Source organism: Variovorax sp. GW822-FHT04A09 (genome assembly GCF_058801005.1).
Genome location: NZ_JBXAMV010000004.1, coordinates 1 through 22736, shown reverse-complemented (window position 1 = coordinate 22736; position 22736 = coordinate 1). Strand labels below are relative to the sequence as shown.

23 protein-coding genes are annotated in these 22736 nt (G+C 68.5%); 7 read left to right on the top strand and 16 right to left on the bottom strand.

All coding sequences use genetic code 11. The annotated features are described in order from the left end of the window. Window positions 1–3 precede the first annotated feature (3 nt). The 5 genes from AC1RLW_RS20170 to AC1RLW_RS20150 form a co-directional block, all read right to left on the bottom strand. Window positions 4–948, bottom strand: a complete 945-nt coding sequence (locus AC1RLW_RS20170) for a glutaminase (RefSeq protein WP_493194713.1) — start codon at window positions 946–948, stop codon at window positions 4–6. Continuing rightward, window positions 945–1853 carry a DMT family transporter gene (locus tag AC1RLW_RS20165; protein ID WP_492742529.1) on the bottom strand — a complete coding sequence of 303 codons (909 nt, stop codon included), beginning with the start codon at window positions 1851–1853 and terminating at the stop codon, window positions 945–947. The genes AC1RLW_RS20170 and AC1RLW_RS20165 overlap by 4 nt, the downstream gene beginning before the upstream one ends. Before the next feature lie 82 nt (window positions 1854–1935). Continuing rightward, on the bottom strand, window positions 1936–2439 hold the full coding sequence (locus AC1RLW_RS20160; protein ID WP_493194712.1) for a BON domain-containing protein: 504 nt from the start codon (window positions 2437–2439) through the stop codon (window positions 1936–1938). Then, a complete protein-coding gene (locus AC1RLW_RS20155) occupies window positions 2436–2945 on the bottom strand; it encodes a flavin reductase family protein (RefSeq protein ID WP_390347454.1) in 510 nt (169 codons plus the stop codon). The genes AC1RLW_RS20160 and AC1RLW_RS20155 overlap by 4 nt, the downstream gene beginning before the upstream one ends. A 50-nt stretch (window positions 2946–2995) precedes the next feature. After that, window positions 2996–3910 (bottom strand): LysR family transcriptional regulator, encoded by a 915-nt coding sequence (locus AC1RLW_RS20150; RefSeq protein WP_493194710.1) that lies wholly within the window; start codon window positions 3908–3910, stop codon window positions 2996–2998. A gap of 123 nt (window positions 3911–4033) precedes the next feature. On the opposite strand from AC1RLW_RS20150, the gene AC1RLW_RS20145 reads away from it, so the two are divergent. Continuing rightward, entirely contained in the window at window positions 4034–6037 is a 2004-nt protein-coding gene (locus tag AC1RLW_RS20145; protein WP_493194709.1) for an alkyl/aryl-sulfatase, read from the top strand. A 6-nt stretch (window positions 6038–6043) separates the two neighbouring features. Here the strand turns inward: AC1RLW_RS20145 and AC1RLW_RS20140 are convergent, their stop codons facing one another. Then, a complete protein-coding gene (locus AC1RLW_RS20140; protein ID WP_062470462.1) occupies window positions 6044–7273 on the bottom strand; it encodes a nucleoside recognition domain-containing protein in 1230 nt (409 codons plus the stop codon). A 96-nt stretch (window positions 7274–7369) separates the two neighbouring features. Here AC1RLW_RS20140 and AC1RLW_RS20135 point away from each other — a divergent pair, with 96 nt between their 5' ends. The 3 genes from AC1RLW_RS20135 to AC1RLW_RS20125 all read left to right on the top strand — a co-directional run bounded on the left by AC1RLW_RS20135 (window position 7370) and on the right by AC1RLW_RS20125 (window position 10669). Then, a complete protein-coding gene (locus AC1RLW_RS20135) occupies window positions 7370–8962 on the top strand; it encodes a phospholipase D family protein (protein WP_062470465.1) in 1593 nt (530 codons plus the stop codon). Window positions 8963–9047: 85 nt separating this feature from the next. Next, window positions 9048–10217, top strand: a complete 1170-nt coding sequence (locus AC1RLW_RS20130) for an ABC transporter substrate-binding protein (protein ID WP_493194707.1) — start codon at window positions 9048–9050, stop codon at window positions 10215–10217. A gap of 101 nt (window positions 10218–10318) precedes the next feature. Then, window positions 10319–10669 (top strand): hypothetical protein, encoded by a 351-nt coding sequence (locus AC1RLW_RS20125; protein ID WP_492742533.1) that lies wholly within the window; start codon window positions 10319–10321, stop codon window positions 10667–10669. A gap of 4 nt (window positions 10670–10673) precedes the next feature. Here the strand turns inward: AC1RLW_RS20125 and AC1RLW_RS20120 are convergent, their stop codons facing one another. From AC1RLW_RS20120 to AC1RLW_RS20085, 8 genes are all read right to left on the bottom strand, one after another. Beyond that, window positions 10674–11402, bottom strand: a complete 729-nt coding sequence (locus AC1RLW_RS20120) for an ABC transporter ATP-binding protein (RefSeq protein WP_062470470.1) — start codon at window positions 11400–11402, stop codon at window positions 10674–10676. Next, window positions 11395–12162, bottom strand: coding sequence for an ABC transporter ATP-binding protein (locus AC1RLW_RS20115; RefSeq protein WP_493194705.1), 768 nt, complete (start codon window positions 12160–12162; stop codon window positions 11395–11397). Before AC1RLW_RS20115 ends, AC1RLW_RS20120 begins: the two co-directional genes overlap by 8 nt. Beyond that, window positions 12159–13121: a branched-chain amino acid ABC transporter permease gene (locus AC1RLW_RS20110; protein ID WP_493194704.1), complete on the bottom strand. Its 963-nt coding sequence runs from the start codon at window positions 13119–13121 to the stop codon at window positions 12159–12161. The genes AC1RLW_RS20115 and AC1RLW_RS20110 overlap by 4 nt, the downstream gene beginning before the upstream one ends. Further along, window positions 13118–13978 carry a branched-chain amino acid ABC transporter permease gene (locus AC1RLW_RS20105; RefSeq protein WP_192194390.1) on the bottom strand — a complete coding sequence of 287 codons (861 nt, stop codon included), beginning with the start codon at window positions 13976–13978 and terminating at the stop codon, window positions 13118–13120. The genes AC1RLW_RS20110 and AC1RLW_RS20105 overlap by 4 nt, the downstream gene beginning before the upstream one ends. A 36-nt stretch (window positions 13979–14014) precedes the next feature. After that, the gene (locus tag AC1RLW_RS20100) at window positions 14015–15214 is read right to left on the bottom strand and encodes an ABC transporter substrate-binding protein (protein ID WP_493194701.1); all 1200 of its coding nucleotides are present in this window, start codon (window positions 15212–15214) and stop codon (window positions 14015–14017) included. A gap of 97 nt (window positions 15215–15311) precedes the next feature. Then, complete coding sequence (locus AC1RLW_RS20095) at window positions 15312–15635, bottom strand: 2Fe-2S iron-sulfur cluster-binding protein (protein WP_062470484.1); 324 nt, start codon at window positions 15633–15635, stop codon at window positions 15312–15314. 11 nt (window positions 15636–15646) lie between these two features. Then, window positions 15647–17092 carry a glutamine synthetase family protein gene (locus AC1RLW_RS20090; RefSeq protein ID WP_493194700.1) on the bottom strand — a complete coding sequence of 482 codons (1446 nt, stop codon included), beginning with the start codon at window positions 17090–17092 and terminating at the stop codon, window positions 15647–15649. Window positions 17093–17101: 9 nt separating this feature from the next. Then, window positions 17102–18448 (bottom strand): aromatic ring-hydroxylating dioxygenase subunit alpha, encoded by a 1347-nt coding sequence (locus AC1RLW_RS20085; protein WP_493194698.1) that lies wholly within the window; start codon window positions 18446–18448, stop codon window positions 17102–17104. Between the two features lie 297 nt (window positions 18449–18745). Between AC1RLW_RS20085 and AC1RLW_RS20080 the strand changes: the two genes are divergently transcribed. Further along, window positions 18746–19480, top strand: coding sequence for a GntR family transcriptional regulator (locus AC1RLW_RS20080; RefSeq protein ID WP_062470492.1), 735 nt, complete (start codon window positions 18746–18748; stop codon window positions 19478–19480). Window positions 19481–19496: 16 nt separating this feature from the next. Here the strand turns inward: AC1RLW_RS20080 and AC1RLW_RS20075 are convergent, their stop codons facing one another. Continuing rightward, window positions 19497–20303, bottom strand: coding sequence for a metallophosphoesterase (locus AC1RLW_RS20075; protein ID WP_492699867.1), 807 nt, complete (start codon window positions 20301–20303; stop codon window positions 19497–19499). A 129-nt stretch (window positions 20304–20432) separates the two neighbouring features. Between AC1RLW_RS20075 and AC1RLW_RS20070 the strand changes: the two genes are divergently transcribed. Further along, a complete protein-coding gene (locus tag AC1RLW_RS20070) occupies window positions 20433–20606 on the top strand; it encodes a hypothetical protein (protein WP_167394953.1) in 174 nt (57 codons plus the stop codon). Between the two features lie 50 nt (window positions 20607–20656). Here AC1RLW_RS20070 and AC1RLW_RS20065 read toward each other — a convergent pair whose 3' ends face one another. Beyond that, the gene (locus AC1RLW_RS20065; protein WP_062470498.1) at window positions 20657–21628 is read right to left on the bottom strand and encodes a LysR family transcriptional regulator; all 972 of its coding nucleotides are present in this window, start codon (window positions 21626–21628) and stop codon (window positions 20657–20659) included. A 123-nt stretch (window positions 21629–21751) separates the two neighbouring features. Between AC1RLW_RS20065 and AC1RLW_RS20060 the strand changes: the two genes are divergently transcribed. Continuing rightward, on the top strand, window positions 21752–22294 hold the full coding sequence (locus AC1RLW_RS20060; RefSeq protein WP_307638443.1) for a hypothetical protein: 543 nt from the start codon (window positions 21752–21754) through the stop codon (window positions 22292–22294). Window positions 22295–22736 lie beyond the last annotated feature (442 nt).

Here is a 22736-nt window from a genome sequence, read left to right as displayed (position 1 = left end):
GCGTCAGAACACCGACAGGCCGGTGCGCGCCACGAACAGCTCCAGCGCCTTCATGCCCAGCAGCGAGTTGCCGGTGGCATCGAGCGCCGGCGACCACACGCACAGCGTGAGCTGGTCGGGCACCACCGCGACGATGCCGCCGCCCACGCCGCTCTTGCAGGGCAGGCCGATCGAAAAGGCCACGTCGCCGGCCGCGTCGTAGGTGCCGCAGGTGAGCATCAGCGAGTTGATGCGGCGCGTCTGCCGCTCGCCAGTGACCTCGGGCTCGCCGGCGATCGGGTGCGCGCCGTCGCGACACAGGAAGGCGGCGGCGCGCGCGAGCTGGCGGCAGCTCATGCGCAGCGCGCACTGGTGGAAGTAGGTGTCGAGCACCTCGGCCACGTCGTTGTCGATCTTGCCGAAGCTCTTCATGAAGTTGGCCAGCGCGACGTTGCGAAAGCCCGTGTCGGCCTCCGACTGCGCGACCTCGCCGTCGAAGTCGATGCGCTCGCCGCACAGGCTGCTCATGAGCGCGAGGATGTCGGTCTTGGCGCTGCCGCCCTTGGCCTTGGCCTGGCTCACGAGCCGGTCGGCCACCGCGATGGCGCCGGCATTGATGAAGGGGTTGCGCGGCTTGCCCTGTTCGTTTTCGAGCTGCACCAGCGAGTTGAAGGGGTTGCCCGAGGGCTCGCGCCCGATGCGCTCCCACAGCGCGTCGCCCATGCGCTGCATGGCGAGCGTGAGCGTGAAGAGCTTCGACACGCTTTGAATGGAGAAGGGCGTTTCGAAGTCGCCCGCGCCGGCTTCCTCGCCGTCGCAGGTGCGCAGCGCGATGCCGAACTGCCGCGCATCGACGCGCGCCAGCGCCGGGATGTAGCTGGCCACGGTGCCGCCCTGGCCGAGCTGCAGGCGCAGGGTGGCGACGATCTCGTCGAGGACGGGCTGGAACCGGTGGAGTGTCTTGCTCATGCCGGGCGTTGTACCGCAGGCCGCCGGTTCACCAGCACGATGCCCAGCGCCACGCCGATCAGCGCCACCACCAGCTGCAGCGTGAGCGGCTCCTTTAGCAGCGCCACGCCGAAGATCAGCGCGAACAGCGGCGTGAGAAAGGTGAAGGACGACATCTGCGTGGCCGGGTAGTGCCGCAGCAGCCACATCCAGGTGAGGTAGCTGGCGAACGCGCCCACCACCGTCTGCAGGCCGATGGAGGTCCAGGCCCAGGCGGAGTACGAGAAGCCCCAGGTCTCGCCCAGCGCGAGCGACAGCAGGGGGCACACGGCGGCGGTCACGGCGACTTGGTAGAACAGCGTTTTTTCGGCGCTGGCCGTGGCCAGGCGCGTGGTGCGCAGCGTGAGCGTGGTCAGGCCCCAGAGCATGCCGGCCGCCAGGGCCATGCCGTCGCCGATGAGCTGCGACGAGCTCATGTGGCCGAAGCCTTCGCTGAAGGCCAGCACCACGCCCGCGAAGGCGATGAAAAGGCCCAGCCACTGGAAGCCGCGCAGCCGCTCGGCCGGCACCCAGCGCGGCAGCAGCAGCGAGACCCAGAACGGGGCCGTGTACAGGAACACCGTGAGCCGCGAGGCGCTGGTGTGCTGCAGGCCCAGGTAGATGCCGGCGAACTCGCCCGCGAACAGCAGGCCGGCCAGCAGCCCGGGCCACAGCGTGCCGTCGCGCTCGAACAGCGGTACGCGCCGCACTACGCACCACAGCCAGAGGAGCACGACCGCGCCGACCATGCGCACCGTGGCCTGCCACAGCGGCGGCACCTCGGTCACGGTGGTCTTGATGAGGATCTGCTGCAGGCCCCAGAACGCGCAGCAGACGATGAGCAGGCCGATGGCCAGGGAGTCGAGGTGGGTCTTGCGCTGGATCATTCGCGGTCAATCGGTGGCGGCACGGGCCGCGGAATTCATCCGATGATCGTATCGCGCCGGCGAAGAACCCGTGCGGCGCCGCTCAGTGCCCGGCCAGCGGGTAGGGCGGCTTGCCGCGCGTGCCCACCATCAGGTCGGGCACCACGGTCTCGACGTCGGCCACGGTGCGCGCCGCGCGTTCGAGCCTGCGGACCAGCGCCGCGTCGGGCACGCAGCCCTGCAGGTAGACCCAGCGGCGCTGCACCGTGACCCACACGCTGCTGCGGCGCACGCCCGGCACCGCGAGCAGCGCGGCACGCACCTTCGGCGCGAGCGGCTTGTCGTAGCGGTAGGCGTTGCTGTCGGTGCATTGGCCGGCGAGCCAGCAGCTGGTGCCGCGCTCCAGCCGCGAGTGGGTCTGCGCGCGGCGTTCCTCGGCGGTGTAGTAGGGGCCCTGCGGCATGGGGCAGGCCGGCAGGCCCGCGGCGACCTGGAAGAAGGGGTCGTCGAACCAGTTCTGCCGCAGCGGCGATGGCTCAGCGGTGCCCTGCGCCGTGGCGATCCGCGCGGCGAGCAGCAGGACGGCCAGCAGCGCGGGGTGTTTCACAACGGGTGCTCGGTGTAGAAGCGCCCGCCGTGGAACAGCAGCGGCGAGGCGTCGGGGTCGTGCGTGCAGCGCTCCACCTCGCCCACGAAGATCACGTGGTCGCCTTCGTCGTAGCGGCTGCGGTTGAAGCACTCGAAGCTCGCTGCCGCGCCCTGCAGCACCGGCGCGCCGCCCAGGCCTTCGGTGTAGGCCACGTCGGCCCAGCGGTCGATGTTCTTGGTGGCGAAGCGCTCCGCCAGCGCCTTCTGGTTGGCGGCCAGGATGTTGACCGCGTAGTGCGAGCCGGCGCGCAGCGCCGACATCGACGCGGCCGCGCGCGCCAGGCTCCACAGCACCAGCGGCGGCGCGAGCGACACCGAGTTGAACGAGTTGGCCGTGAGGCCGACCAGGCTGCCATCGGCCGCGCGCGCGGTGACGATGGTCACGCCGGTGGCGAACATGCCGAGTGCCTTGCGGAATTCGCCGGGCGAGAAGGTGGGGGGCTGGGCCCGGCGGGAAGTGGTCACGGGAGAACGGACGGCAAGGCGGTGAGCGGCAAAGGAGGGGCCATTTTGGCTCAGGCCCCGGCGACCTGCTTGGCGGGGCCGAGCAACTCGGTCACCAGCCGGGTATAGACCGTGGCGGCGGCCGAGGGCGTGCGGCCCGCCAGCGTCACCAGGCTGTAGTGGGTGCGCATGCGCGACAGGCCCGCCACCGCCAGCGGCGCGAGCGCGGCGGTCTCGGGCGTGAGGCCGGGTGCGTGGGGCGCGAGGATCACCGCGTGGGCCGTGAGCGCGAGGTGCCGCAGCGTGTCGGCGTCGTCGCAGGTCACGTTGAACACGCCGCGGTCGGTGCGGCGGATCTGCCGGTCGAAATGCGCGGCCACCTCGGCCGGCAGGTTGGGGCCGGCCACCGGGTAGTCCATGAGCTGCTCGAGCGTGACCGGCGCCGGCTGCCTGAGCAGCGGATGCCGGGGCCGCACGAAGAAGGACACCGGCACGTTGGGCAGCCGCGCCAGCTTCAGGCCGGGCTGCTTCTTCAGGTCGCGGGTGTCGGCGATGAACAGGTCGATCTGGCGCCGGTGCAGGCGCTCGCTGAGGGTGGGGGTGTCGGCCACTTCCATGCGCATCAGCAGCTGCGGGTGGCGCTGTGTCATGAGCGACAGCGCCGCGCGCCCCAGCAGGCCGGCCGCGAAGGGGCCCAGGCCGACGTTGAGGCTGCCGAGCGTGAGGCCTTCGAGCTGCTGCACCTCGCGCTGGATCTGCCGCGCGTCGGCGACCAGCTCGCGGGCCCGCGCCAGCACCAGCTCGCCGGCCTGCGTGAAGCGCACGGTGCCGTAGGCGCGGTCGACCAGGCGGGCCTTCAGCGCCTGCTCCAGCGCGTCGATGCTGCGCGAGAGCGCGGGCTGCGACAGGTGCACGGCCTGCGCGGCACGCCCGAAGCTGCCTTGCTCGGCGAGGGCGATCAGGTGCTGGAGGTGGCGCAGCTGCATTTTGCGTTTCGGTTCAAAAGCAAGCGCACATTTTGCATTTGCCAAGGGGTTGAGTGGTTCCGAAAATCGGCCGCTGCCTTCCCGTGCCCCCGTCGTCCGACAGACCCCAACTCCGAGACATCGATGACCCGCATTGCTTCTGCTGCTCCCTTCGCGCCTACCCGTTTCTCCCTGGCCCTTGTCGTCTGGGCCTGCGCCTTCACCGCCACCGCGCAGCCGGTGGTGGTCGCGCCCAAGGCGGCCGAGCCCGTCACGCTGAAGGCCAACGCCGACATGGCGAAGGCGCTGCCGTTTGCCAACAAGCAGGATTTCGAGGACGCGATGCGCGGCTTCATCGGCACCGTGCCCGACGCGCTGGTGACGGGCACCGGCCCGCGCCCGGTCTGGAACATGAAGCCCTACGACTTCCTGAAGGCGAACGAGGCGGCCGACACGGTCAACCCGAGCCTGTGGCGGCAGGCGCAGCTCAATGCGATCCACGGCCTGTTCAAGGTGACCGACCGCGTCTACCAGGTGCGCGGCTTCGACCTGGCGAACGTCACCATCGTCGAAGGCGACACCTCGCTGATCGTGATCGACCCGCTGCTGGCCGCCGAGACCGCGCGCGCCGCGCTCGAGCTGTACTACCAGCACCGCCCGAAGAAGCCGGTCGGCACGGTGATCTACACGCACGGCCACGCCGACCACTTCGGCGGCGTGAAGGGCGTGGTCAACGAGGCCGACGTGGCCGCGGGCAAGGTGCAGGTGATCGCGCCTTCGGGCTTCATGGAATCGGCGGTGGCCGAGAACATCCTGGCGGGCAACGCGATGAACCGCCGCTCGCAGTACCAGTTCGGCACGCTGCTGCCACCGGGCGCGCGCGGGCAGGTCGACACGGGCCTGGGCAAGGCGCTGGCGCGCGGCAGCGTGACGCTGATCGCGCCCACCTCGACCGTCGAGAAGACCACCGAGGAGCGCACCATCGACGGCGTGCAGATCGTGTTCCAGCTGGTGCCGGGCTCGGAGGCGCCGTCCGAGATGCTCATGTACCTGCCGCAGTTTCGCGTGCTCAACATGGCCGAGGACGTGACGCACAACATGCACAACCTGTACACGATCCGCGGCGCCGAGGTGCGCGACGGCAACCTGTGGGCCAAGTACATCGACGAGGCCCGCGTGGCCTTCGGCGACAGGACCGACGTGCTCATCGCGCAGCACCACTGGCCCACCACGGGGCGCGAACGCATCGTCGACCTGCTGAAGAAGCAGCGCGACATGTACAAGTTCATCAACGACCAGTCGCTGCGCCTGCTGAACCACGGCTACACGGCGTCCGAGATCGCCGAGACGCTGCGCATGCCCGCGAGCCTGGAGCAGGAGTGGTCCACGCGCGGCTACTACGGCACGCTGCGCCACAACGCGAAGGCGGTCTACCAGAAGTACCTGGGCTGGTACGACGCGAACCCGGCCAACCTGAACCCGCTCCCGCCGGTGGCGCAAGCGAAGAAGACGGTCGAGTACATGGGCGGGGCCGACGCGGTGGTGGCGCGCGCCCGCGACGATTTCAAGAAGGGCGAGTACCGCTGGGTGGCCAGCGCGATGAGCCAGGTGGTGTACGCCGACCCGGCCAACCGCGCGGCACGCGAACTCGGCGCCGACGCGCTCGAACAGCTGGGCTACCAGTCGGAGGCGGGCACCTGGCGCAGCGCCTACCTGGTGGGCGCGATGGAACTGCGCAACGGCGTGCCGAAGATCCCGGGCGGCAGCAGCGCGAACGGCGACACGCTCAAGGCGGTGAGCAACGAGCTCTTCTTCGATTTCCTCGGCGTGCGGCTCGATGCGGCCAAGGCCGAAGGCAAGAGGATGGTGGTCAACTGGAACTTCACCGATTCGAACCAGAAGTTCGTGCTGACGCTGGAGAACTCGGCGCTCACGCATGTGAAGAACCAGCAGGCTGCCGGCGCGGATGCCACGGTCACATTGAGCCGGGCGACGCTCGATGCGATCACGCTGAAGCAGACGACCTTTCCGGAAGCGGTGCAGTCGGGGCTCGTGAAGATCGACGGCAACCGGGCGAAGCTGGGCGAGCTGTTCGGGATGCTCGACAACTTCGACCTGATGTTTCCGGTGGTCGAGCCCCGCAAGTAAGCGGGCTCAGCCGAAGAACCAGTAGCAGACCGCGATCGCAGCCACCACCCCCGCCAGCTCCGCCAGCAAGGCACAGGCTACGGTGTGCCGGGCGCGCTGGATGCCCACCGCGCCGAAGTACACCGCCAGCACGTAGAACGTGGTCTCGGTGCTGCCCTGGATGGTGGCGGCCACCAGCGCGGGGAAGCTGTCGACGCCCTGGGTCTTCATGGTCTCGATGAGCATCGCGCGGGCCGCGCTGCCCGAGAAGGGTTTGACGAGCGCCGTCGGCATCGCGTCGACAAAACGTGCGTCCCAGCCGCCCGCCTGCACCAGCCAGCGCAGGCCGTCGAGCGCGAAGTCGAGGGCACCCGAGGCGCGCAGCACGCCCACCGCGCACAGCATCGCGACGAGGTAGGGCAGCAGGTGCTTCGCGATGTCGAAGCCTTCCTTCGCGCCTTCGACGAAAGCCTCGTAGACCTTGACGCGCCGGATCGCGCCGGCCGCCAGGAACACGATGATCACGCCGAACAGCGTGAGGTTGCCCAGCAGCGACGACAGCGAGGCGATGGCCGCCGCCGACAGTGTGCCCAAAAGCGCCATGAAGCCGCCCAGCAGCAGCGCGCCGGGCACCAGGTAGGCCAGCACCACCGGGTCCCACAGCCGCAGGCGCTGCACCACCGCGACCGACAGCAGGCCCACCAGCGTCGAGGCGCTCGTGGCCAGCAGGATCGGCAGGAACACCAGCGTCGGGTCGCTCGCGCCCTGTTGTGCCCGGTACATGAAGATGGTGACCGGAAGCAAGGTCAGTGACGAGGCGTTGAGCACCAGGAACAGGATCTGCGCGTTGGTGGCCGTCACGGGGTCGGGGTTCAGACGCTGCAGCTCGCGCATGGCCTTCAGGCCGATGGGGGTGGCGGCGTTGTCCAGCCCCAGCGCGTTGGCCGCGAAGTTCATCGTGATGAGCCCGAGTGCGGGGTGCCCGGCCGGCACGCCCGGCATCAGCCGCCGGAACAGCGGCCCGAGCAGGCGCGCCAGCCAGCCGACGAGGCCGGCGGTTTCCGCGATGCGCAGGAAGCCCAGCCACAGCGTGAGCGTGCCGAACAGCAGCACCATCACCTCGACGGCCAGCCGCGCCATCGCGAACAGGCTTTCGACCAGCGCCGCGAACACGGTCGGGTCGCCGCCGACGAGCCACCGTCCCAGCGCTGCCAGCGCCGCCATCCCGAAGAACCCCAGCCACAACCCATTGAGCACGCGTTTTTTCCTTCTTTTCGTTGGCTGCCGTGTGTGCCGTTGATCATAGGGCGGCATGCCGCCCCGGCCGGGCTCTGCGGCGCTACAGTGCGACCCATGGCCGCCGCCCTGTTCCGCCTTCGTCGCTTTGTCGCCCTGGTGTCGAGCGGGCTGGCCATTGCCTGGCTCGCGGGCTGCGCCAGCCTGCCGCCGCCGCAGCCGCACCCGGTGCTCACGAACGCGATCACCGACGTGGCCGACACCGACCTGGGCCGGCTGGCCGCCCAGGACGCGCCGCAGGGCGGGGCGGCGGGGCTGTCGGGTTTCCGGCTGCTGCCCGAGGCGGCGTTCGCGTTCGATGCGCGCATCTCGCTGGCGCGGCATGCGCAGAAGTCGCTCGACGTGCAGTACTACCTGATCAGCAACGACGACGTCGGTCTGCTGTTCCTCAAGGAGCTGCGCGAGGCCGCCGCGCGCGGCGTGCGCGTGCGGCTGCTGGTGGACGACCTGTACACGGCGGGCGAGGACGAGGTGTTCAGCAGCCTCTCGGCCTTCCCGAACATCGAGGTGCGGCTGTTCAACCCGCTGCCCTCGCGCGCCGGTTCGCTGCCCGCGCGGCTGCTGTTCTCGCTGGGCGACTTCGGGCGCATCAACCACCGCATGCACAACAAGCTGCTGGTGGCTGACAACAGCTTTGCGGTCTCGGGCGGGCGCAACATCGCCAACGAGTACTTCATGCGCAGCACGGCGGCGAACTTCATCGACATGGACGTGCTGTCCAGCGGGCCGATCGTGCGCCGCATGTCCGAGGGCTTCGACCGCTACTGGAACAGCGAGCACGCCTGGCCCATCGAGCGCATCGCGCCGCGGCGCGTGCCGGTGGAAGAAGCTCAGCGGCGCTTCGACACCCTGGCGCGCGCGGCCGTGCCCGACGTGCCCATGCGCCAGCGCGACATCCTGAACAAGTCGCCGCTCGGCGAGCAGCTCACCACCGGCCGCATCGACCGCTACTGGGCCCCGGCCACGCTGTTCGTGGACGACCCCGACAAGATCACGCGCAAGGCCGAGGCGGCCTACGGCGGCAGCGTGACCGAGGGCGCGCTCGGCGTGATCCAGGCGGCGAAGCACGAGGTCAAGATCGGCTCGCCGTACTTCATTCCGGGCGCGCGGGGCATGGCGATGATGAAGGCGACCATCGAGCGCGGCGGCCGCATCACGGTGGTCACCAATTCGCTGGGCGCCACCGACGAGCCGCTGGCCTATGCGGGCTACGAGCGCTACCGCGCCGACATGCTGAAGATCGGCGTCACCATCTACGAGATTGCGCCCACGCTCACCGGGCGTTCGGGGCGCTTCGGCGACTTCGGCAAGTCGATCAGCCGGCTGCACGCCAAGCTGGCCATCGTGGACGACGAGCGCTTCTTCGTCGGTTCGATGAACCTCGACCACCGCTCGGCCGCCGTCAACACCGAGATGGGGCTGGTGATCGACAGCCCGCGGCTGGTGCAGGACTACGACAAGCTCATGAACGGCGAGCGCGTCAACCTGGGCTACCGGCTGCGGCTCGCGCCGGGCGGGCGGCGCGTGCAGTGGCTGGAATACGACGATGCCGGCGGCGACATCGTGCACGAGGACGAACCGGGCGAATTCCTCTGGCTGCGCTTCAAGAACTGGCTGCTTTTACCCATCGTGGGCGAGGAGCTGCTCTAGGGTTTGTCATGACCGATCCAGTGAGGTGCGTTACATTTCTGTTTGAAATGTGAACTTTTGTCACCGACTATTGGAGGCTTTGATCATGACCGTCCCCGTGCCGCGCGAGTCGACCGCGCCGCTTTCCACCAGCCGCCGCCGCGCCCTTTCCGGGCTGGCCGCCACGACGGCCGCCGCGGCCGGCGTCGGGCTGGGATTTCCGGCGTTCGCGCAGAACCGTGCGATCCGCATCGGGACGACCTTCGACAACAGCAGCGTCGAAAAGGCCAACGGCCAGGGGCTGTACCAGGGTTCCACCGCGTTCTTCAACGCGCTGAACAAGGCTGGCGGTATCCACGGCAGCAAGGTCGAGCTCGTGATGGCCGACGACACCTTCAAGCCCGAGGTGGCCAAGGCCAACGCGCTGGCTTTCGAAAAGGACAGCTCGGTGCTCGCGCTGGTGCACCCGCTGGGCACGCGCCAGACCGCCGAGGTGATGGACGCGGTGCCCGGCATGGCCGTGGTCGGCCCGATCACCGGCACCATCGCGCTGCGCAAGAAGACCTCGCCCAACACCTTCTGGGTGCGCGCCAACTACGACCAGGAGGTCGACAAGCTGGTGAGCACGGCCGCCGTGCTGGGCCAGACCCGCATCGGCCTCGTGCATTCGAACGACCCACTGGGCCAGTCGGTGCTGGCGGCGTTCAAGAACGCGCTGACCAAGGCCAAGCTGGAGCCGGCGGTGATCGCCACCACGCCCAACACCACGAGCATGGAAGTGGGCCCGGCCGCCGAGGCCATCGCCAAGGCCAAGCCGCAGGTGGTGGTGGTCGGCCTGGCCGGCACGGCGCCGGTGTTTTTGAAGGCGCTGCGCGGCGCGGGCAACAGCAGCTCGGCCTACGGCCTGTCGATCACGGCCAGCGCGCTGTCGGCCATGGGCGACCTGGCACGCGGCCTGGGCTTCGTGATCGTGGTGCCGTCGCCGTACTCGACCAAGTTCGAGATCGTGCGCCGCTACCAGGCCGACATGGTGGCCAACGGCACCAAGGATTTTTCGCTCACCAGCCTGGAGGGCTACATGAACGCCGCCGTGCTGGCCGAGGGCCTGCGCCGCGCCGGCCCCGCGCCGACGCGCGCCGCCGTGCTCGGCGGCATGGCGAGCATCGAGAACTTCGACCTGGGCGGCGTGAAGATCAACTACGGCCGCTCCAACCGCGAAGGCGGCCAGTTCGTGGACGTGGCCGTGATCGGCAGCCGCGGGCAGATGCTGAGCTGATGCGGTCGAGGCGTACCGCGCGCTGCGGCGCGCGGTAGCGCCTGCCGGTACGCCGGCACACGCACGGCCCTGTCGCGGGCCGGCGTGCTTACAGTGCGGCCATGACCCTCGAACTTATCCTGGGCCTCGGCCTGCTGGCCCTGGTGCTGCTGGACCTGGCCCTGTTCTTCCTCGTGCGCTGGGCCGTGCTGCGCGAGTACCTGGGCCCGCTGGTGGCCAGCCTCGTCTACGGCCTGTGCCTGGCCGTGCTGCCGTACTTCGTGTGGTGGGGCCTGGGCACCCACGTGCTGTTCGGCAAGGACACGACCTTCCTGGCGCCCGTGGTGGACGTCGGCCTGGCCTTCATCCTGTACACCTGCGTGTGGCTGTCGTGGGGCGTGAGCCTCATCGCTGGCGGACTGGCGTCGTGGCGTTTCTTTGTCGGTGCCCGGCGGATCGGCCTGCTGGCCTGACGGTTCAGCCGGCCGGCGCCTCGGCGATGCCGACGCCCAGCAAGCCTTCGAGCAAGTCCTTGTCGGCCGCCAGCGCCGCGCTCGGGCCCGCATGCACGACGGTGCCGCGCTCCAGCACGATCGCCTGGTGCGTCATGTCCAGGGCCAGCACCGGGTGCTGCTCCACCACGATCGAGGCCAGGCCTTCGGATTCGCACAGGCGCCGGATCGCCGCGGCCAGCTCTTCCACGATGATCGGCGCGAGGCCTTCCATCGGCTCGTCGAGCAGCAGCAGCTTCGGGTTGGTCATGAGCGCGCGGCCGATGGCCAGCATCTGCTGCTCACCGCCCGAGAGCTGGTTGCCGTAGTTGCCGCGCCGCTCGCGCAGGCGCGGAAAGAATTCGTAGACGCGCTGCAAGGTCCAGCTGCCGGGGCGGGCGATCACCGTGAGGTTTTCTTCCACCGTGAGCGAGGGGAACACCTCGCGCTCCTGCGGCACCCAGCCCAGCCCCGCGCGCACGCGCTGGTGCGCGGGCCAGCGCGTGATGTCGGCGCCCTGCCAGCGGATCGCGCCCTGCATCACGCGGGTGTTGCCCATCAGCGTTTCGAGCAGCGTGGTCTTGCCCACGCCGTTGCGCCCGAGGATGGCCAGGCTTTCGCCGGGCCGCAGCGAGAAGTCGAGGCGATCGAGGACCACGGCGTTGCCGTAGCCGGCGGTGACGCGGTCGAAGGCGAGGGCGGCGGTTTCAGCCATGGTGGTGCGAGCTTCCCAGGTAGACCTCGCGCACGCGCGGGTCGGCGCCGATCTCGGCGGGCGTGCCTTCGGTGAGGATGCGTCCGCCCACCAGCACCGAGATGCGGCGCGCGAAGCGGAACACGAGCTTCATGTCGTGCTCGATGAAGAGCACGCTGATGTCGGCCGGCAGCGCCGCGATGGCTTCGAAGAGTTCGCCGCTCTCGTCCTCCGGCACGCCGGCGGCGGGCTCGTCGAGCAGCAGGATGCGGGGCTTGGCGGCGAGCGCCAGCGCAATCTCGAGCAGCCGCTGCTTGCCGTAGGCCAGCTCGGCCACGGGCACGTCGGCCAGGGCGTCGAGCTTCAGCGTGGCCAGCAGCGCATGCGCCTCGTCGAACACGGCGGTGCAGCCCTTGAGCGGCCGCCACCACGTGGCGCCCAGGCCTTCGCGCTCGCTGATGGCCAGCACCACCGACAGCAGCGGCGTGAGGCTGGGGAACAGCGTGTTGATCTGGAAGGTGCGCGCCAGCCCCATGCGGGCGCGCTTGTCGCCGGGCAGGCGCGTGATGTCGCGCTCGCCCAGGCGGATCGATCCGCTGGTGGGCTTGAACACGCCCGTGAGCAGGTTGATGAGCGTGGTCTTGCCGGCGCCGTTGGGGCCGATCAGCGCCTGCCGCGCACCGGGTTCGAGCGACAGGTTGACGTCGCTCACGGCCTGGAAGGCGCCGAAGCGGATGCCCAGGTTCTGCGTGCGCAGCGCGTGCGTGGTGGTGGACGTCATCGCGCCTTCCCCGTGCGCACCACGCGCGAGAGCGCGCCCATGATCCCGCCGCGCCCCAGCATGACGGCCGCGATCAGGAAGATGCCGAGCCAGAACATCCAGTACTGCGGGTTCATGTCGGCGAACCAGTCGTGCACCAGCATGTAGACGATGGCGCCGATGAGGCCGCCGTACAGCCGCCCGGTGCCACCGAGCACGAGGATGATCAGCACTTCGGCCGAGCGGTTGAAGCTGATCGACTCGATACCCACGAACTGCGTGGTCTGCGCCAGCAGCGCGCCCGCCACGCCGGCCACCGCGGCCGACATCGCGTAGGCCATGCGCAGGCGCGCTTCCACCGGCGAGCCGATGGCCGTCATGCGCTTGCGGCTGTCGTGGATGCCGCGCAGCGCCAGTCCGAAGGGCGAGCGCAGCACCAGCCGCACCAGCAGGAACATCGCGAGCACCACGCCGAAGGCATAGCCGAACGCGGTCTTGCCGTAGAGGTCGAAGTCGAACAGGTCCAGCACCGGCGCGATCACCACGCCCTGCAGGCCGTCGGTGCCGCCCGTGATGCCCGAGAGCCGGTTGGCCAGCTCGAACAGCAGCACGCACACGCCGATGGTGATCATCAGCCGCGTGAGGTCGGCGCCGCGCACCACGAGGTAGCTCAGCACGTAGCCCAGCAGGCCGCACACGGCGAGCGCGAACACCAGGCCGCTGAAGGGCTCGCTCCAGCCGTACTTGGCGAGCAGGCCGGCCGCGTAGGCGCCCGCGCCGAAGAAGGCCGCGTGGCCCACGGTGAGGATGCCCGCGTAGCCCAGCGCCATGTCCAGCGACACGGCGAAGAGCCCGAAGATCATGATCTGGCTCATCAGCGTGAGCTTGTCGGGCAAGAGGAAGAAGCTCGACGCGAGCGCGAGCCAGAAGGCGATTTCGGCCACGCGCAGTTGCGCGGGGGACAGGCTCAGCGGCTTCATGCGAGCCCCTTCTTGGCGACGATGCCGTTCGGGCGCACCAGCAGCATGACGATCATGAACACGTAGATGAGAAAGGCGCCCGTTTCAGGCAGGTAGTACTTGCCCGCCACGTCGACGATGCCGACCAGCAGCGCCGCGATGAAAGGCCCGGTGACGGTGCCCGCGCCGCCCACGCACACCACCATCAAAAAGTAGACGAGGTACTTGAGCGGGAACGACGGCTCCAGCCCCAGCATGCCCAGGCTCAGCGCGCCGCCCAGGCCCGCCAGGCCGCAGCCCAGCGAGAAGGTCAGGAAGAACAGGCGCTGCACGTGGATGCCCGTGCCGCCCGCCACGCGCTGGTTGTCGACCGCGGCGCGCACCATCGCGCCGTAGCGCGTCTTGCCCAGGCCCAGCAGCAGCGCGACCAGCACGGCCACGCCGCAGCCGATGAGGAACAGGCGGTAGCGGCCCACTTCGAGGCCCAGCAACGACACCTGGCCTTCGAGCGCCTTCGGCAGCGTGAAGGGCTGCATCGTCGGTCCGAAGAAGTAGGTGAAGGCGGCGATCGAGACGAACACCACGCCGATCGACAGCAGCACCTGGTCCAGCGGGTGCGCGCGGTACAGCCGCCGGTAGAACACGAACTCCAGCACCGCGCCCACCAGCGCCGCCGCCACGAAGGCCGCCGCCAGCGAGAGCCCGAAGCCCAGGCCCCACTGGTTCATGAGCACGCTGGCCGCGTAGCCGCCGACCATCGCGAAACTGCCGTGCGCGAGGTTGACGAAATTCATGAGTCCCATCGTGATGGACAGGCCCACGCCGATGAGAAACAGGAGCATGCCGTAGGCCACTCCATCGAAGATCACGATGCCCATGAATTTCCTGCTTGCTGCGTGCTGGCTGGCGTTGGCTTACTTGGGAGCGGCTTCCTTGGCCGGGTCCTTGACGCGCTCGAACTTGTCGAACTCCACGTTCACCAGCTGGCCGTTGGCGCGCTCGGTCTTGCGGATGTAGACGGTCTGCACGATGTCGCGCGTGGCGGCGTCGATTTCGATCGGGCCGCGCGGGCTCTCGAAGCTCAGGCCCTTGAGCGCGTCCATGAACTTGTCGCCGGCGGTGTCGCCCTTGGTCTTGGCCAGCGCCAGGTCGATGGCGGCCATGGTGTCGTAGGCGGTCACGGCGAAGTAGCTGGGGCGCAGCTTGGCGCCGTTGTCGGCGGCGAAGTCCTTCACGAACTTCTGGTTCTTCGGCGAGTTGTGCGCGAACGAGTAGTGGTGGCTGGTCACGAGGCCGAGGGCCACGTCGCCGGTGGCGTCCAGGTAGCTGTCGTCGGTGGCTTCGCCGGTGGCAAAGAGCTTGATGCCGGCCTGCTCCATGCCGCGCTCCTTCCACACCTTGAGGAAGGCCGGCGGCATCACGCCCGAAGGGAAGAAGAAGAACACGGCCTGGGGCTTGGCGTCCTTGATGCGCTGCACGTAGGCCGAGAAGTCGGGGTTGTTCATCGGTGTGCGCACCTCGCCCGAGACCTTGCCGCCGCCGGCGGTGAAGGCCTTCTTGAATGCGGTCTCGGCATCGACACCCGAGGCGTAGTCGGCGACCACGGTGTAGGCGTCCTTCACGCCCTGCTTGAGCATGTAGCGCGCCATCGGGTCGGTGACCTGCTGCACGGTGAACGACAGGCGCGCGACGTAGGGCGAGCTGGTGGTGATGGCCGAGGAGGCGGCGTTCATCACCAGCGTGGGGATCTTGGCCTGCGTGGCGATGGCGCCCACGGCGTAGGCGTTGGGGCTGAAGTCCAGGCCGGTGAGCACGTTCACCTTGTCGCGCACGATGAGTTCCTGCGCGATGCGCTTGGCGGCGTCGGGCGCGGGGCCGGCGGTGTCCTTCTTGATGATCTCGACGGTGCGACCGCCCACCTTGCCGCCGTGCTCCTTCAGGTACAGCGCGATGCCGGCGTCGAACTGGCGGCCGTAGTCGGCGTAGGGGCCGGAGTAGGTCGCGATGAGGCCGATGCGCAGCGGCTCGGTGGTCTGTGCCTGGGCGGCACCCGCCATGCCGAGGCCGGCGAGCAGCAGGGTCGAGAGGAGGGTTCGCTTGGTCATCGTCGTCATGAAAAAACGCCTTTCAGTGGGAGTGGAATGCGCCGCACGGGCGCCGCTGGCTTGTAACCGGATGTTTGGCAGCGGGCGATGATGCCCGACGCGTTGGTCAGACCTGTGTATCGGGCACACGCACCGTGAGGCCATCGAGGGCGGCGCTCACGCTGAGCTGGCAACTCAGGCGCGAACCGGGCCGGCGCTCGGACGCGACGGCATCGAGCAGCGCGCTTTCCATGTCGTCGGGCGGCGGCAGCAGTTCGAGGAACGCGTCGTCGACGTAGACGTGGCAGGTCGCGCACGAGCAGCAGCCGCCGCACTCGGCGTCGATGCCGCGCACGTTGCCGCGGATGGCGGTCTCCATCACGCTGGCGCCGACCTTGGCGTCGACCTCGCGCGTGGTGCCGTCCTTGAGGATGTAGTGGATCGTGGGCATGAAGGCAGGGTTCAGAACATGTCGAAGTACTCGCGGTGTTCCCACTCCGAGACTTCGAGGTTGAAGCGGGCGATTTCCGCTTCCTTGATGTGGCACAGGTAGTCGACGAAGGTCTTGCCCATCTGCGTGTTGAGCATCTCGTCTTTGCGCAGGCAGGCGAGGGCGTCGCCGAGCGAGCGCGGCAGTTGCTCCGCCGGTGTTTCGTACGGCGCATCGGCCGAGGGGCCTGGGTCGGTCTGGTGGCGGATGCCGTCCAGCCCCGAGAACAGCTGCGACGCGAGGTACAGGTACGGGTTGGCCGTCGGCTCGCCCACGCGGTTCTCGATGCGCGAGGCGTTCTGGCCCGGGCCGCCGAGCACGCGCAGCATCGCGCCGCGGTTGTCGCGGGCCCAGATCGCGCGGTCGGGCGCGAGCGAGAAGGGGCGGTAGCGGCGGTAGCCGTTGATCGTCGGGCTGGCCAGTGCCGCGGCGCCGCAGGCGTGCGCCTTCAGGCCGCCGAGGTAGTGCATGCCGATCTCGCTGAGGTCGCGCCCGCCGGGCTCGGGCATGAAGGCGTTCACGCCGTCGCTCTTGCGGCGCAGCGACTGGTGCAGGTGCCAGCCGCTGGACATCACGTTCGGGATCTTCGGGCGGCACATGAAGGTGGCGTGCAGCCCGGCGCGCTGGCAGATCTGCTTGATGGCGCTGCGCAGCAGCACCATGGTGTCGGCCGGCGTCACGCCGGCCGTGGGGCCGAAGGTGAGTTCGAACTGGCTCGGGCCGAACTCGATCTCCAGCGAGCGCAACGGCAGGCCGAGTGCCACGAGCTGCGAGCGCAGCAGTTCCATGAGGCCGTCGACGCGGTCGTAGCGCAGCTCGGTCAGGTACTGGTGGCCGTGCGACAGCAGCGACACGCGCGGCGGTTCGCCGGGCTGGCCCGAGTCGGGCAGGCCCATGCGCGCGTCTTCGAGCTTGAAGACGTGGAACTCGACCTCGAGGCCGGCGATGAAGTCCAGCCCGAGTTCGTCGAGCTGCGCCACCGCGCGCTGCAGGATCTGCCGCGTGGCGAAGGGGCAGGGCCGGCCGTCGGCCATGTAGGCGTCGCACAGGATCCAGCCGGTGCGCGGCGCCCAGGGCAGCACCTTGAAGGTGGCGGGGTCGGCCACGATGGTGAAGTCGGCGCCGCCCTGCAGGCCCTCGATGGCGAAGCCGCCGCCCTGCGTGAACACGGGGAACACGGTCTTGTGCGAGGTGTCCTTGGCCAGCAGGGTGGAGGTGAGGTTCACGCCCTCCCACAGGGCCGAGCGCGCCTCGCCCGCGACCAGGGTCTTGCCGCGCAGCAGGCCGTGCTGGTCGGGCCAGGCGAAGCGGACGGTGTCCACCTCGCCGCTGTCGATGCGGCGCACGAGTTCGCGCGCCTGCGCATGCTGGTCGGCCGACCAGAGACCGAAGCGGTCGACGAAGGTGTGGCTGTTCATGGCGCGTGCTCAGGTAGCAGCAGCGGCAGCGGCCAGGCGTGCGGACGCCCAGTCGGACTTCAGGCGGCGCGCGCGGTCGGCGTCCTGCCAGTAGGCCTCGGTGGCGGCTTCATCGACCACCTTGCCGATGCCGTCGATCGACGGCGGGCCGGTCATGGCGCTGGCCTGCGCGGCGTCGATGAGCATCGGCGCGGTCTCGCCGGCCAGCGTGGCCTCGATGGCCTTCACCAGCACGCGGCGGTAGGCAATGATCCCCTTGTCGGTGCTGCCCAGGTGCTCGCGCGTGCGGTCCTGGATGGCGCCTTGCGATTCCACCGCCCATTGGTCGTGCACGTTGATGTCGTCGCCCATGCCGGTGTAGGTCTCGGTCAGCTGCTCCTCGATGCTGTAGCCGTAGTTGTTGCGCTTGTTCTTGCGCGAGGTGTAGTCGGGCAGCTCGTACAGCTTCAGGCGCTGGTCGCGCATCTGCTGTTTGTCGACCGGGCCGGTGAAGCTGGTGAACACGGCATACCAGTAGCAGTGCGTGTCGTCCACGGGCACGTGCCACTGCGAGATGGTCATCTCGGCGCTCATCGGGATCACGAAGGCCTGCGGGAACACCACGTTGGTCACGCGCACGTGGGTGGTGTCTTCCGACAGCTTGCGCAGCGCCTTGAGGCGGAAGCCGTAGTCGGTGGGCTCTACGCTGATGTCGGGGCGGTCGTACTCGCGCAGCACCTTGGTGATGGGCATGTCGGAGTCGGCCGAGGCGCCGCGGAACTGCTTGCCGTAGCTCTCGGAGGTGTCTTCGTCCTCGAAGAAGCGGTGCAGGTACGAGGCGTGCGCGGGGTCGATGCCCACTTCGAGCGCCTGCAGCCAGTTGCATTCGAAGAGGCCCTTGAACGCGAAGGTGTGGCTGTCGGGCGCGACGAAGCAGTCGAAGTCGGGGAAGGCCGGGGGCTCGCCCTCGCCGATGTACGCGAAGACGATGTCGGCCTTCTCGACCACCGGGTAGGCCGACTGCTTGATGCGGCTGCACAGCTTGCTGGTGGCGGGCTCGGCCGGGGTCTCCAGGCAGTTGCCCTTGGCGTCGAACAGCCAGCCGTGGAAGGCGCAGCGGATGCCGCCGTTTTCCAGCCGGCCGAAGGCCAGGTCGGCACCGCGGTGCGGGCAGTCGCGGTCGAGCATGCCGAGCTGGCCGCTCTCGTCGCGGAACAGCACGAAGTCCTGGCCCATGAGCTTCACGGGCTTGACCGGGCGCGGGCCCGCCAGTTCGTCGGTCAGGGCCACCGGCTGCCAGTAGCGGCGCAGCAGCTTGCCGGCGGGGGTGCCGGGTCCGACGCGGGTGATGAAATCGTTTTGCTCGGCGCTGATCATCGTGCGGGCTCCATCGAGAGGTCTTTGTCAGAAGGCCTGCAGGCATTGCATGCAGTTGTATGCATTGTCTTGGTGATTTTTGACAAAGGTCAAACTTTCATCGGCCGATTCGCCCTGTTTTGGGGCTTGAAGCGGCCATATATAGGGTTAACTCTGAGGCGATTGTGTGTTTTTGACACACTTCTGTTTGCAGTGCATGCAACAACCGCGCCCGTTTGGCTATGCTGCGTGCAGTGGCGGGCGGGTCTCCTAGAATCCGCCCATTCATCCCTCTCCTTGTTGCCCTGGCGCCTCCCGATGGACTCCCAACAATCCCGCGTGCTCGTGCAACTGCGCGACCTGATCCTCAAGGGCGAATTCGTGCCCGGAGAGCGGCTGGCCGAGATCCCGCTGGCCGAGAAGCTCGGGGCCTCGCGCACGCCGGTGCGTCTGGCGCTGGCCAGCCTCGAGCACGAAGGGCTCATCGAGCAGTCGCCCAGCGGCGGCTACCAGATGCGCCGCTTCACCTCGCAGGAAGTGGCCGACGCCATCCGCGTGCGCGGCGTGATCGAGGGCTTTGCCGCCCGCCTGCTGGCGGAAGACGGCGTGTCGCGCCAGCTGCTGCGCGACCTGAAGGACTGCCTGGAAGACGGCGACCGCGCTGTCAACAAGCCCAGCATGGAGATCGACGACTACGCGGCCTACGTCGAGATGAACGACCGCTTCCACCGGCTGATCCTCGAAGGCTGCGGCAACCTTGCGCTCAAGCGGGTGATGGACATGCTCGGCGGCCAGCCCTTCGCCGCGCCCAGCGCGATGCTGCCCATGCAGTCGTCGATGGAGGAGGGCCAGCAGTGGATGCGCCAGGCGCACCGCACGCACCACGCGATGGTGCAGGCCATCGAGCGCGGCCAGGGCTCGCGCGCCCAGGCGCTCGGCGAGGAACACGTCGAGATTGCGCGCATGAACCTCGACTACGCGCTGGAGCGGCCCGAGCTCGCGGCCGAACTCATGCCGGGCATCCGGCTCGTGGCCAAGGGGCGCACCGCCTGAGCGGCGAAACGGCCGGTCAGCGGATCTCGATCAGCAGCTGGGGCTGGTAGCCCTCTTGCTCGCCGTTGCTGCGGTAGCCCAGCGGATTGGCGACCACGCGGCAGCCGTCCTTCACATAGTCGAACGGGCAATGCAGGTGGCCGTGCAGCCACAGCTGCGCGTGCGGCAGCAACTCGTCGAGCGAATTGCAGAAACCCGCGGTGCCGGGCGTGAGCCCATAGCGGGGATCTGCGCTCGCCAAGCTGGGCGCGAAATGGGTGATGGCCACCGTCGTGCCGTCGTAAGGCTGGGCCAGCGCATCACGCAACCAGGCCTGGCAGGTGAGCGCTTGCTCTCTCATTTCGGCAGCCATGAAGGGCTTGCCGTCGCGTGTGCCGGCCATTTTCTCGAGGTAGAAATCGGCCGCGCGCATCGCCTTGCCGCGCTTCTTGAGCGCCTCGGCGAGGCCGTCGCGGGGCTCGACCAGCGCGTCGAAATCGGCCCACAGCGTGGTGCCGATGAAGCGGATGCCTTCGATGACCAGCGTCTCGCGCTCCAGCCAGAGGATGCCGAGCTCGTCGCACAGCGCCCGCAGGCGCGCATGCGTCGCGTCGAAGTCGAGGTTGTCGTACTCGTGGTTGCCCGGCACGTAGACCACCGGCGTCGGCCAGCCCTTGCGCGGCGAGAAGCGGCCCAGGCCGAAATCGGTGTCCGTCAGGCGGGAGCCTTCCTGGTAGGAGCCGATGTCGCCCCCGAGCACCAGCAGGTCGGCGCCCGGGATGGGGTCGGCATGAAAGTTGGGGTGGGATTCCAGGTGGAGGTCGGAGAGCAGTTGCAGCTTCATCGTCGGGTCAGTCTAGGTGAATCGCACTATGCGTGAGATGCATAACCTGGGGCTTGCTTTACTAGGGATTACCCTTAATCTACATCCATCGTTAATCAACCCCGTCGCAGCCACAAGCCGCGCACCGTCATGTTCAGTCTTCTTGCCCAAGTGGCCCGTTTCTTCCGTTCGTCGCCGAGCCAGACCCCCGCCAGCCACGCTGCCGCGCTGATGGAAAGCGCCGACAGCCGTGCCGGTCGCGGTGCGCACCACGCGCAGGAGCTGCGTGCGGCGGCTTCCGCCTGGCTCAGCGTCGTCAGGTAATTCGCTGACGCGCGCCGCCCCGTGCGGCGCACCCGGGATCCAAGGGCAGGTCACGCCTGCCCGTGGACCGAGCCCGCGAACGCCGCGGCCGCCGAGCGCAACAGCGCCGTGCGCAGCCACTCGTGCGAATGCCCATGTTGGGCGCGCCGGTGCCAGATGGCATCCACGTGCACCGGCGGCTGGTCGAAGGGCAGGTCCCGCACCACCAGCTGATTCTCGATGCCCGTCACGCTCACGAAGTGACGCGGCAGCACCGCCAGCAGGTCCGAATTCGCGACCACGCGCCCGGCGGTGAAGAACTGGTTCACCGTCACCGCGATCCGCCGCTCGCGCCCCATGGCGCCCAGCGTCTGGTCGATGAAGCCGTACGGCCGCCCCGAAAAACTCACCAGCAGGTGCCGCGCTGTGCAGTAGCTGTCGAGTGTCAGCGGTGCGCTGGCCAGCGGATGGCCGCGTCGCATCACGCATACATATTGGCCCAGGTAGAGCCGCTGGGTCTCGAACGGCACCCCCACCCCCGACTGGCCGCGCGCCGCCAGGCTCGCGATCACGGCGGGAAAGTAGCCGATCGCCATGTCGACTTCTTCGTGCTCCAGCATGCGGCGCGGGTCGCGCGTGGTCAGCGGCAGCACGCGCAGCGAGATGGCCGGGGCTTCTTCTTCCGCAATCTTCACCAGGCCTGGCATGAGTTCGGCGGCCGTGGCGTCGGCCATGGCCAGCAGGAAGGTCGTGTCGGCGGTGCCGGCATCGAACTCGCCGGGCGCCAGCGTGTGCTGCAGCTGGCGCAAGGCGTCGCGCACCGTCGGCCAGAGGGCTTGCGCACGCGGCGTGGGTTCCACGCCCGCGCCGGAACGCCGCACCAGCTCGTCGCCCAGCAGCTCGCGCAGGCGGCGCAGCGAGTTGCTCACGGCTGGCTGGGTGATCGCGAGGTTGCGGGCGGCGCGCGTGAGGTTGCGCTCTGCCATCACTTCGTCGAAGACGCGCAGCAGGTTGAGGTCGAATGTGCGGAAATTGACGTCCATCAGTGATATGAATGATAAACATCAGAAAGATAAAGTGGCGGAACACTGGGGTAATCCCTAATATCAGGGCATCGGCCTTGTTCGCCACCACTGATTACCACTTATCCCCAGGAGGGATGCATCATGACCAGCTTTGTCCACGTTGACCAACCCACCGAACATCCCGGCGTCCGTCGCGCCGAAGTTCTCTTCGGCCAGATCCAGGCCGCCCGTGCTGGCGCCCATGGCGCCCGTCCGCTGATCGCCCTGTTCGTGCTGGCCCTGGCGGCCGCCGTGCTCGTGGTCGCCGACAAGATCGTCTCCAACTGGGACGAAGGCGCGCTGCTCGCCGCATGGACCGTGTTCTGTGTCGCGGCCATCGCCTTGTTCGCGCTCTTCGTCGGCTCTGTCCGCAAGAGCAGCCTGGCCACCCTGTGGCGCGAAGCTGCAGAGCGCCGTGCGCAAGCGCGTGCAGACGCCCGCTTCCTGGCGACCGCCCAGAGCGATCCGCGCATCATGCAAGAGCTGCAAGCCGCGGTGTGGCGCCAGCAGTCGGACGACGTCGTGTCGGTTCAGGCCGTCGCCAAGGTCGACGCACTGGCTCGCATGAACCGTCGTTCGCAAGAAGTGCGCATGCCCACGCTGTACGAAGCGATGCGCCGCATGAACAGCTCGCGTTATTACTAAGCAAGGCTGGGCCGGGCGCTGAGCGGCCGGCTGTAGTTGAGTTGGTTCAAAGGCCCGTCGGACGTATGTCCGACGGGCCTTCTTCATTGGGGCTGAGCTGATGCAAGTTGGTGAATGTCTCTGCTGTCATGGAGGCGCTGCGGGAGTTGCTCGATGGCGCCCTGGTTGGGGAAGCGTACGCCTCTATATATAACGGGGCGGATGGAGTCGCTCCTGGGGGCGCCGTGTGATCAAGCGGTGCCTGAAGACGCGGCAAGCTGTGGAGCGGTCTCGCTGCAAGATTCTTTTCATCTCGTGTTGGCTTCGGCACCCAAAATGACATACACTGGCAGGCTTCGCTGCTGAATACCTCTGGTGTTTGAAGTGACTGGTGCTCTCAGGAGCGTTGGTTGTGGGTGGTGAAGAAAGTCTTCGAAAGTTGACGCGGTTTGAAAAAACAGTG

Coding starts and splice junctions, on each gene's coding strand:
- AC1RLW_RS20170 (WP_493194713.1), bottom strand. CDS start 948: ATGAGCAAGACACTCCACCGGTTCCAGCCCGTCCTCGACGAGATCGTC.
- AC1RLW_RS20165 (WP_492742529.1), bottom strand. CDS start 1,853: ATGATCCAGCGCAAGACCCACCTCGACTCCCTGGCCATCGGCCTGCTC.
- AC1RLW_RS20150 (WP_493194710.1), bottom strand. CDS start 3,910: ATGCAGCTGCGCCACCTCCAGCACCTGATCGCCCTCGCCGAGCAAGGC.
- AC1RLW_RS20145 (WP_493194709.1), top strand. CDS start 4,034: ATGACCCGCATTGCTTCTGCTGCTCCCTTCGCGCCTACCCGTTTCTCC.
- AC1RLW_RS20135 (WP_062470465.1), top strand. CDS start 7,370: ATGGCCGCCGCCCTGTTCCGCCTTCGTCGCTTTGTCGCCCTGGTGTCG.
- AC1RLW_RS20130 (WP_493194707.1), top strand. CDS start 9,048: ATGACCGTCCCCGTGCCGCGCGAGTCGACCGCGCCGCTTTCCACCAGC.
- AC1RLW_RS20125 (WP_492742533.1), top strand. CDS start 10,319: ATGACCCTCGAACTTATCCTGGGCCTCGGCCTGCTGGCCCTGGTGCTG.
- AC1RLW_RS20120 (WP_062470470.1), bottom strand. CDS start 11,402: ATGGCTGAAACCGCCGCCCTCGCCTTCGACCGCGTCACCGCCGGCTAC.
- AC1RLW_RS20115 (WP_493194705.1), bottom strand. CDS start 12,162: ATGACGTCCACCACCACGCACGCGCTGCGCACGCAGAACCTGGGCATC.
- AC1RLW_RS20110 (WP_493194704.1), bottom strand. CDS start 13,121: ATGAAGCCGCTGAGCCTGTCCCCCGCGCAACTGCGCGTGGCCGAAATC.
- AC1RLW_RS20105 (WP_192194390.1), bottom strand. CDS start 13,978: ATGGGCATCGTGATCTTCGATGGAGTGGCCTACGGCATGCTCCTGTTT.
- AC1RLW_RS20100 (WP_493194701.1), bottom strand. CDS start 15,214: ATGACGACGATGACCAAGCGAACCCTCCTCTCGACCCTGCTGCTCGCC.
- AC1RLW_RS20095 (WP_062470484.1), bottom strand. CDS start 15,635: ATGCCCACGATCCACTACATCCTCAAGGACGGCACCACGCGCGAGGTC.
- AC1RLW_RS20090 (WP_493194700.1), bottom strand. CDS start 17,092: ATGAACAGCCACACCTTCGTCGACCGCTTCGGTCTCTGGTCGGCCGAC.
- AC1RLW_RS20085 (WP_493194698.1), bottom strand. CDS start 18,448: ATGATCAGCGCCGAGCAAAACGATTTCATCACCCGCGTCGGACCCGGC.
- AC1RLW_RS20080 (WP_062470492.1), top strand. CDS start 18,746: ATGGACTCCCAACAATCCCGCGTGCTCGTGCAACTGCGCGACCTGATC.
- AC1RLW_RS20075 (WP_492699867.1), bottom strand. CDS start 20,303: ATGAAGCTGCAACTGCTCTCCGACCTCCACCTGGAATCCCACCCCAAC.
- AC1RLW_RS20070 (WP_167394953.1), top strand. CDS start 20,433: ATGTTCAGTCTTCTTGCCCAAGTGGCCCGTTTCTTCCGTTCGTCGCCG.
- AC1RLW_RS20065 (WP_062470498.1), bottom strand. CDS start 21,628: ATGGACGTCAATTTCCGCACATTCGACCTCAACCTGCTGCGCGTCTTC.
- AC1RLW_RS20060 (WP_307638443.1), top strand. CDS start 21,752: ATGACCAGCTTTGTCCACGTTGACCAACCCACCGAACATCCCGGCGTC.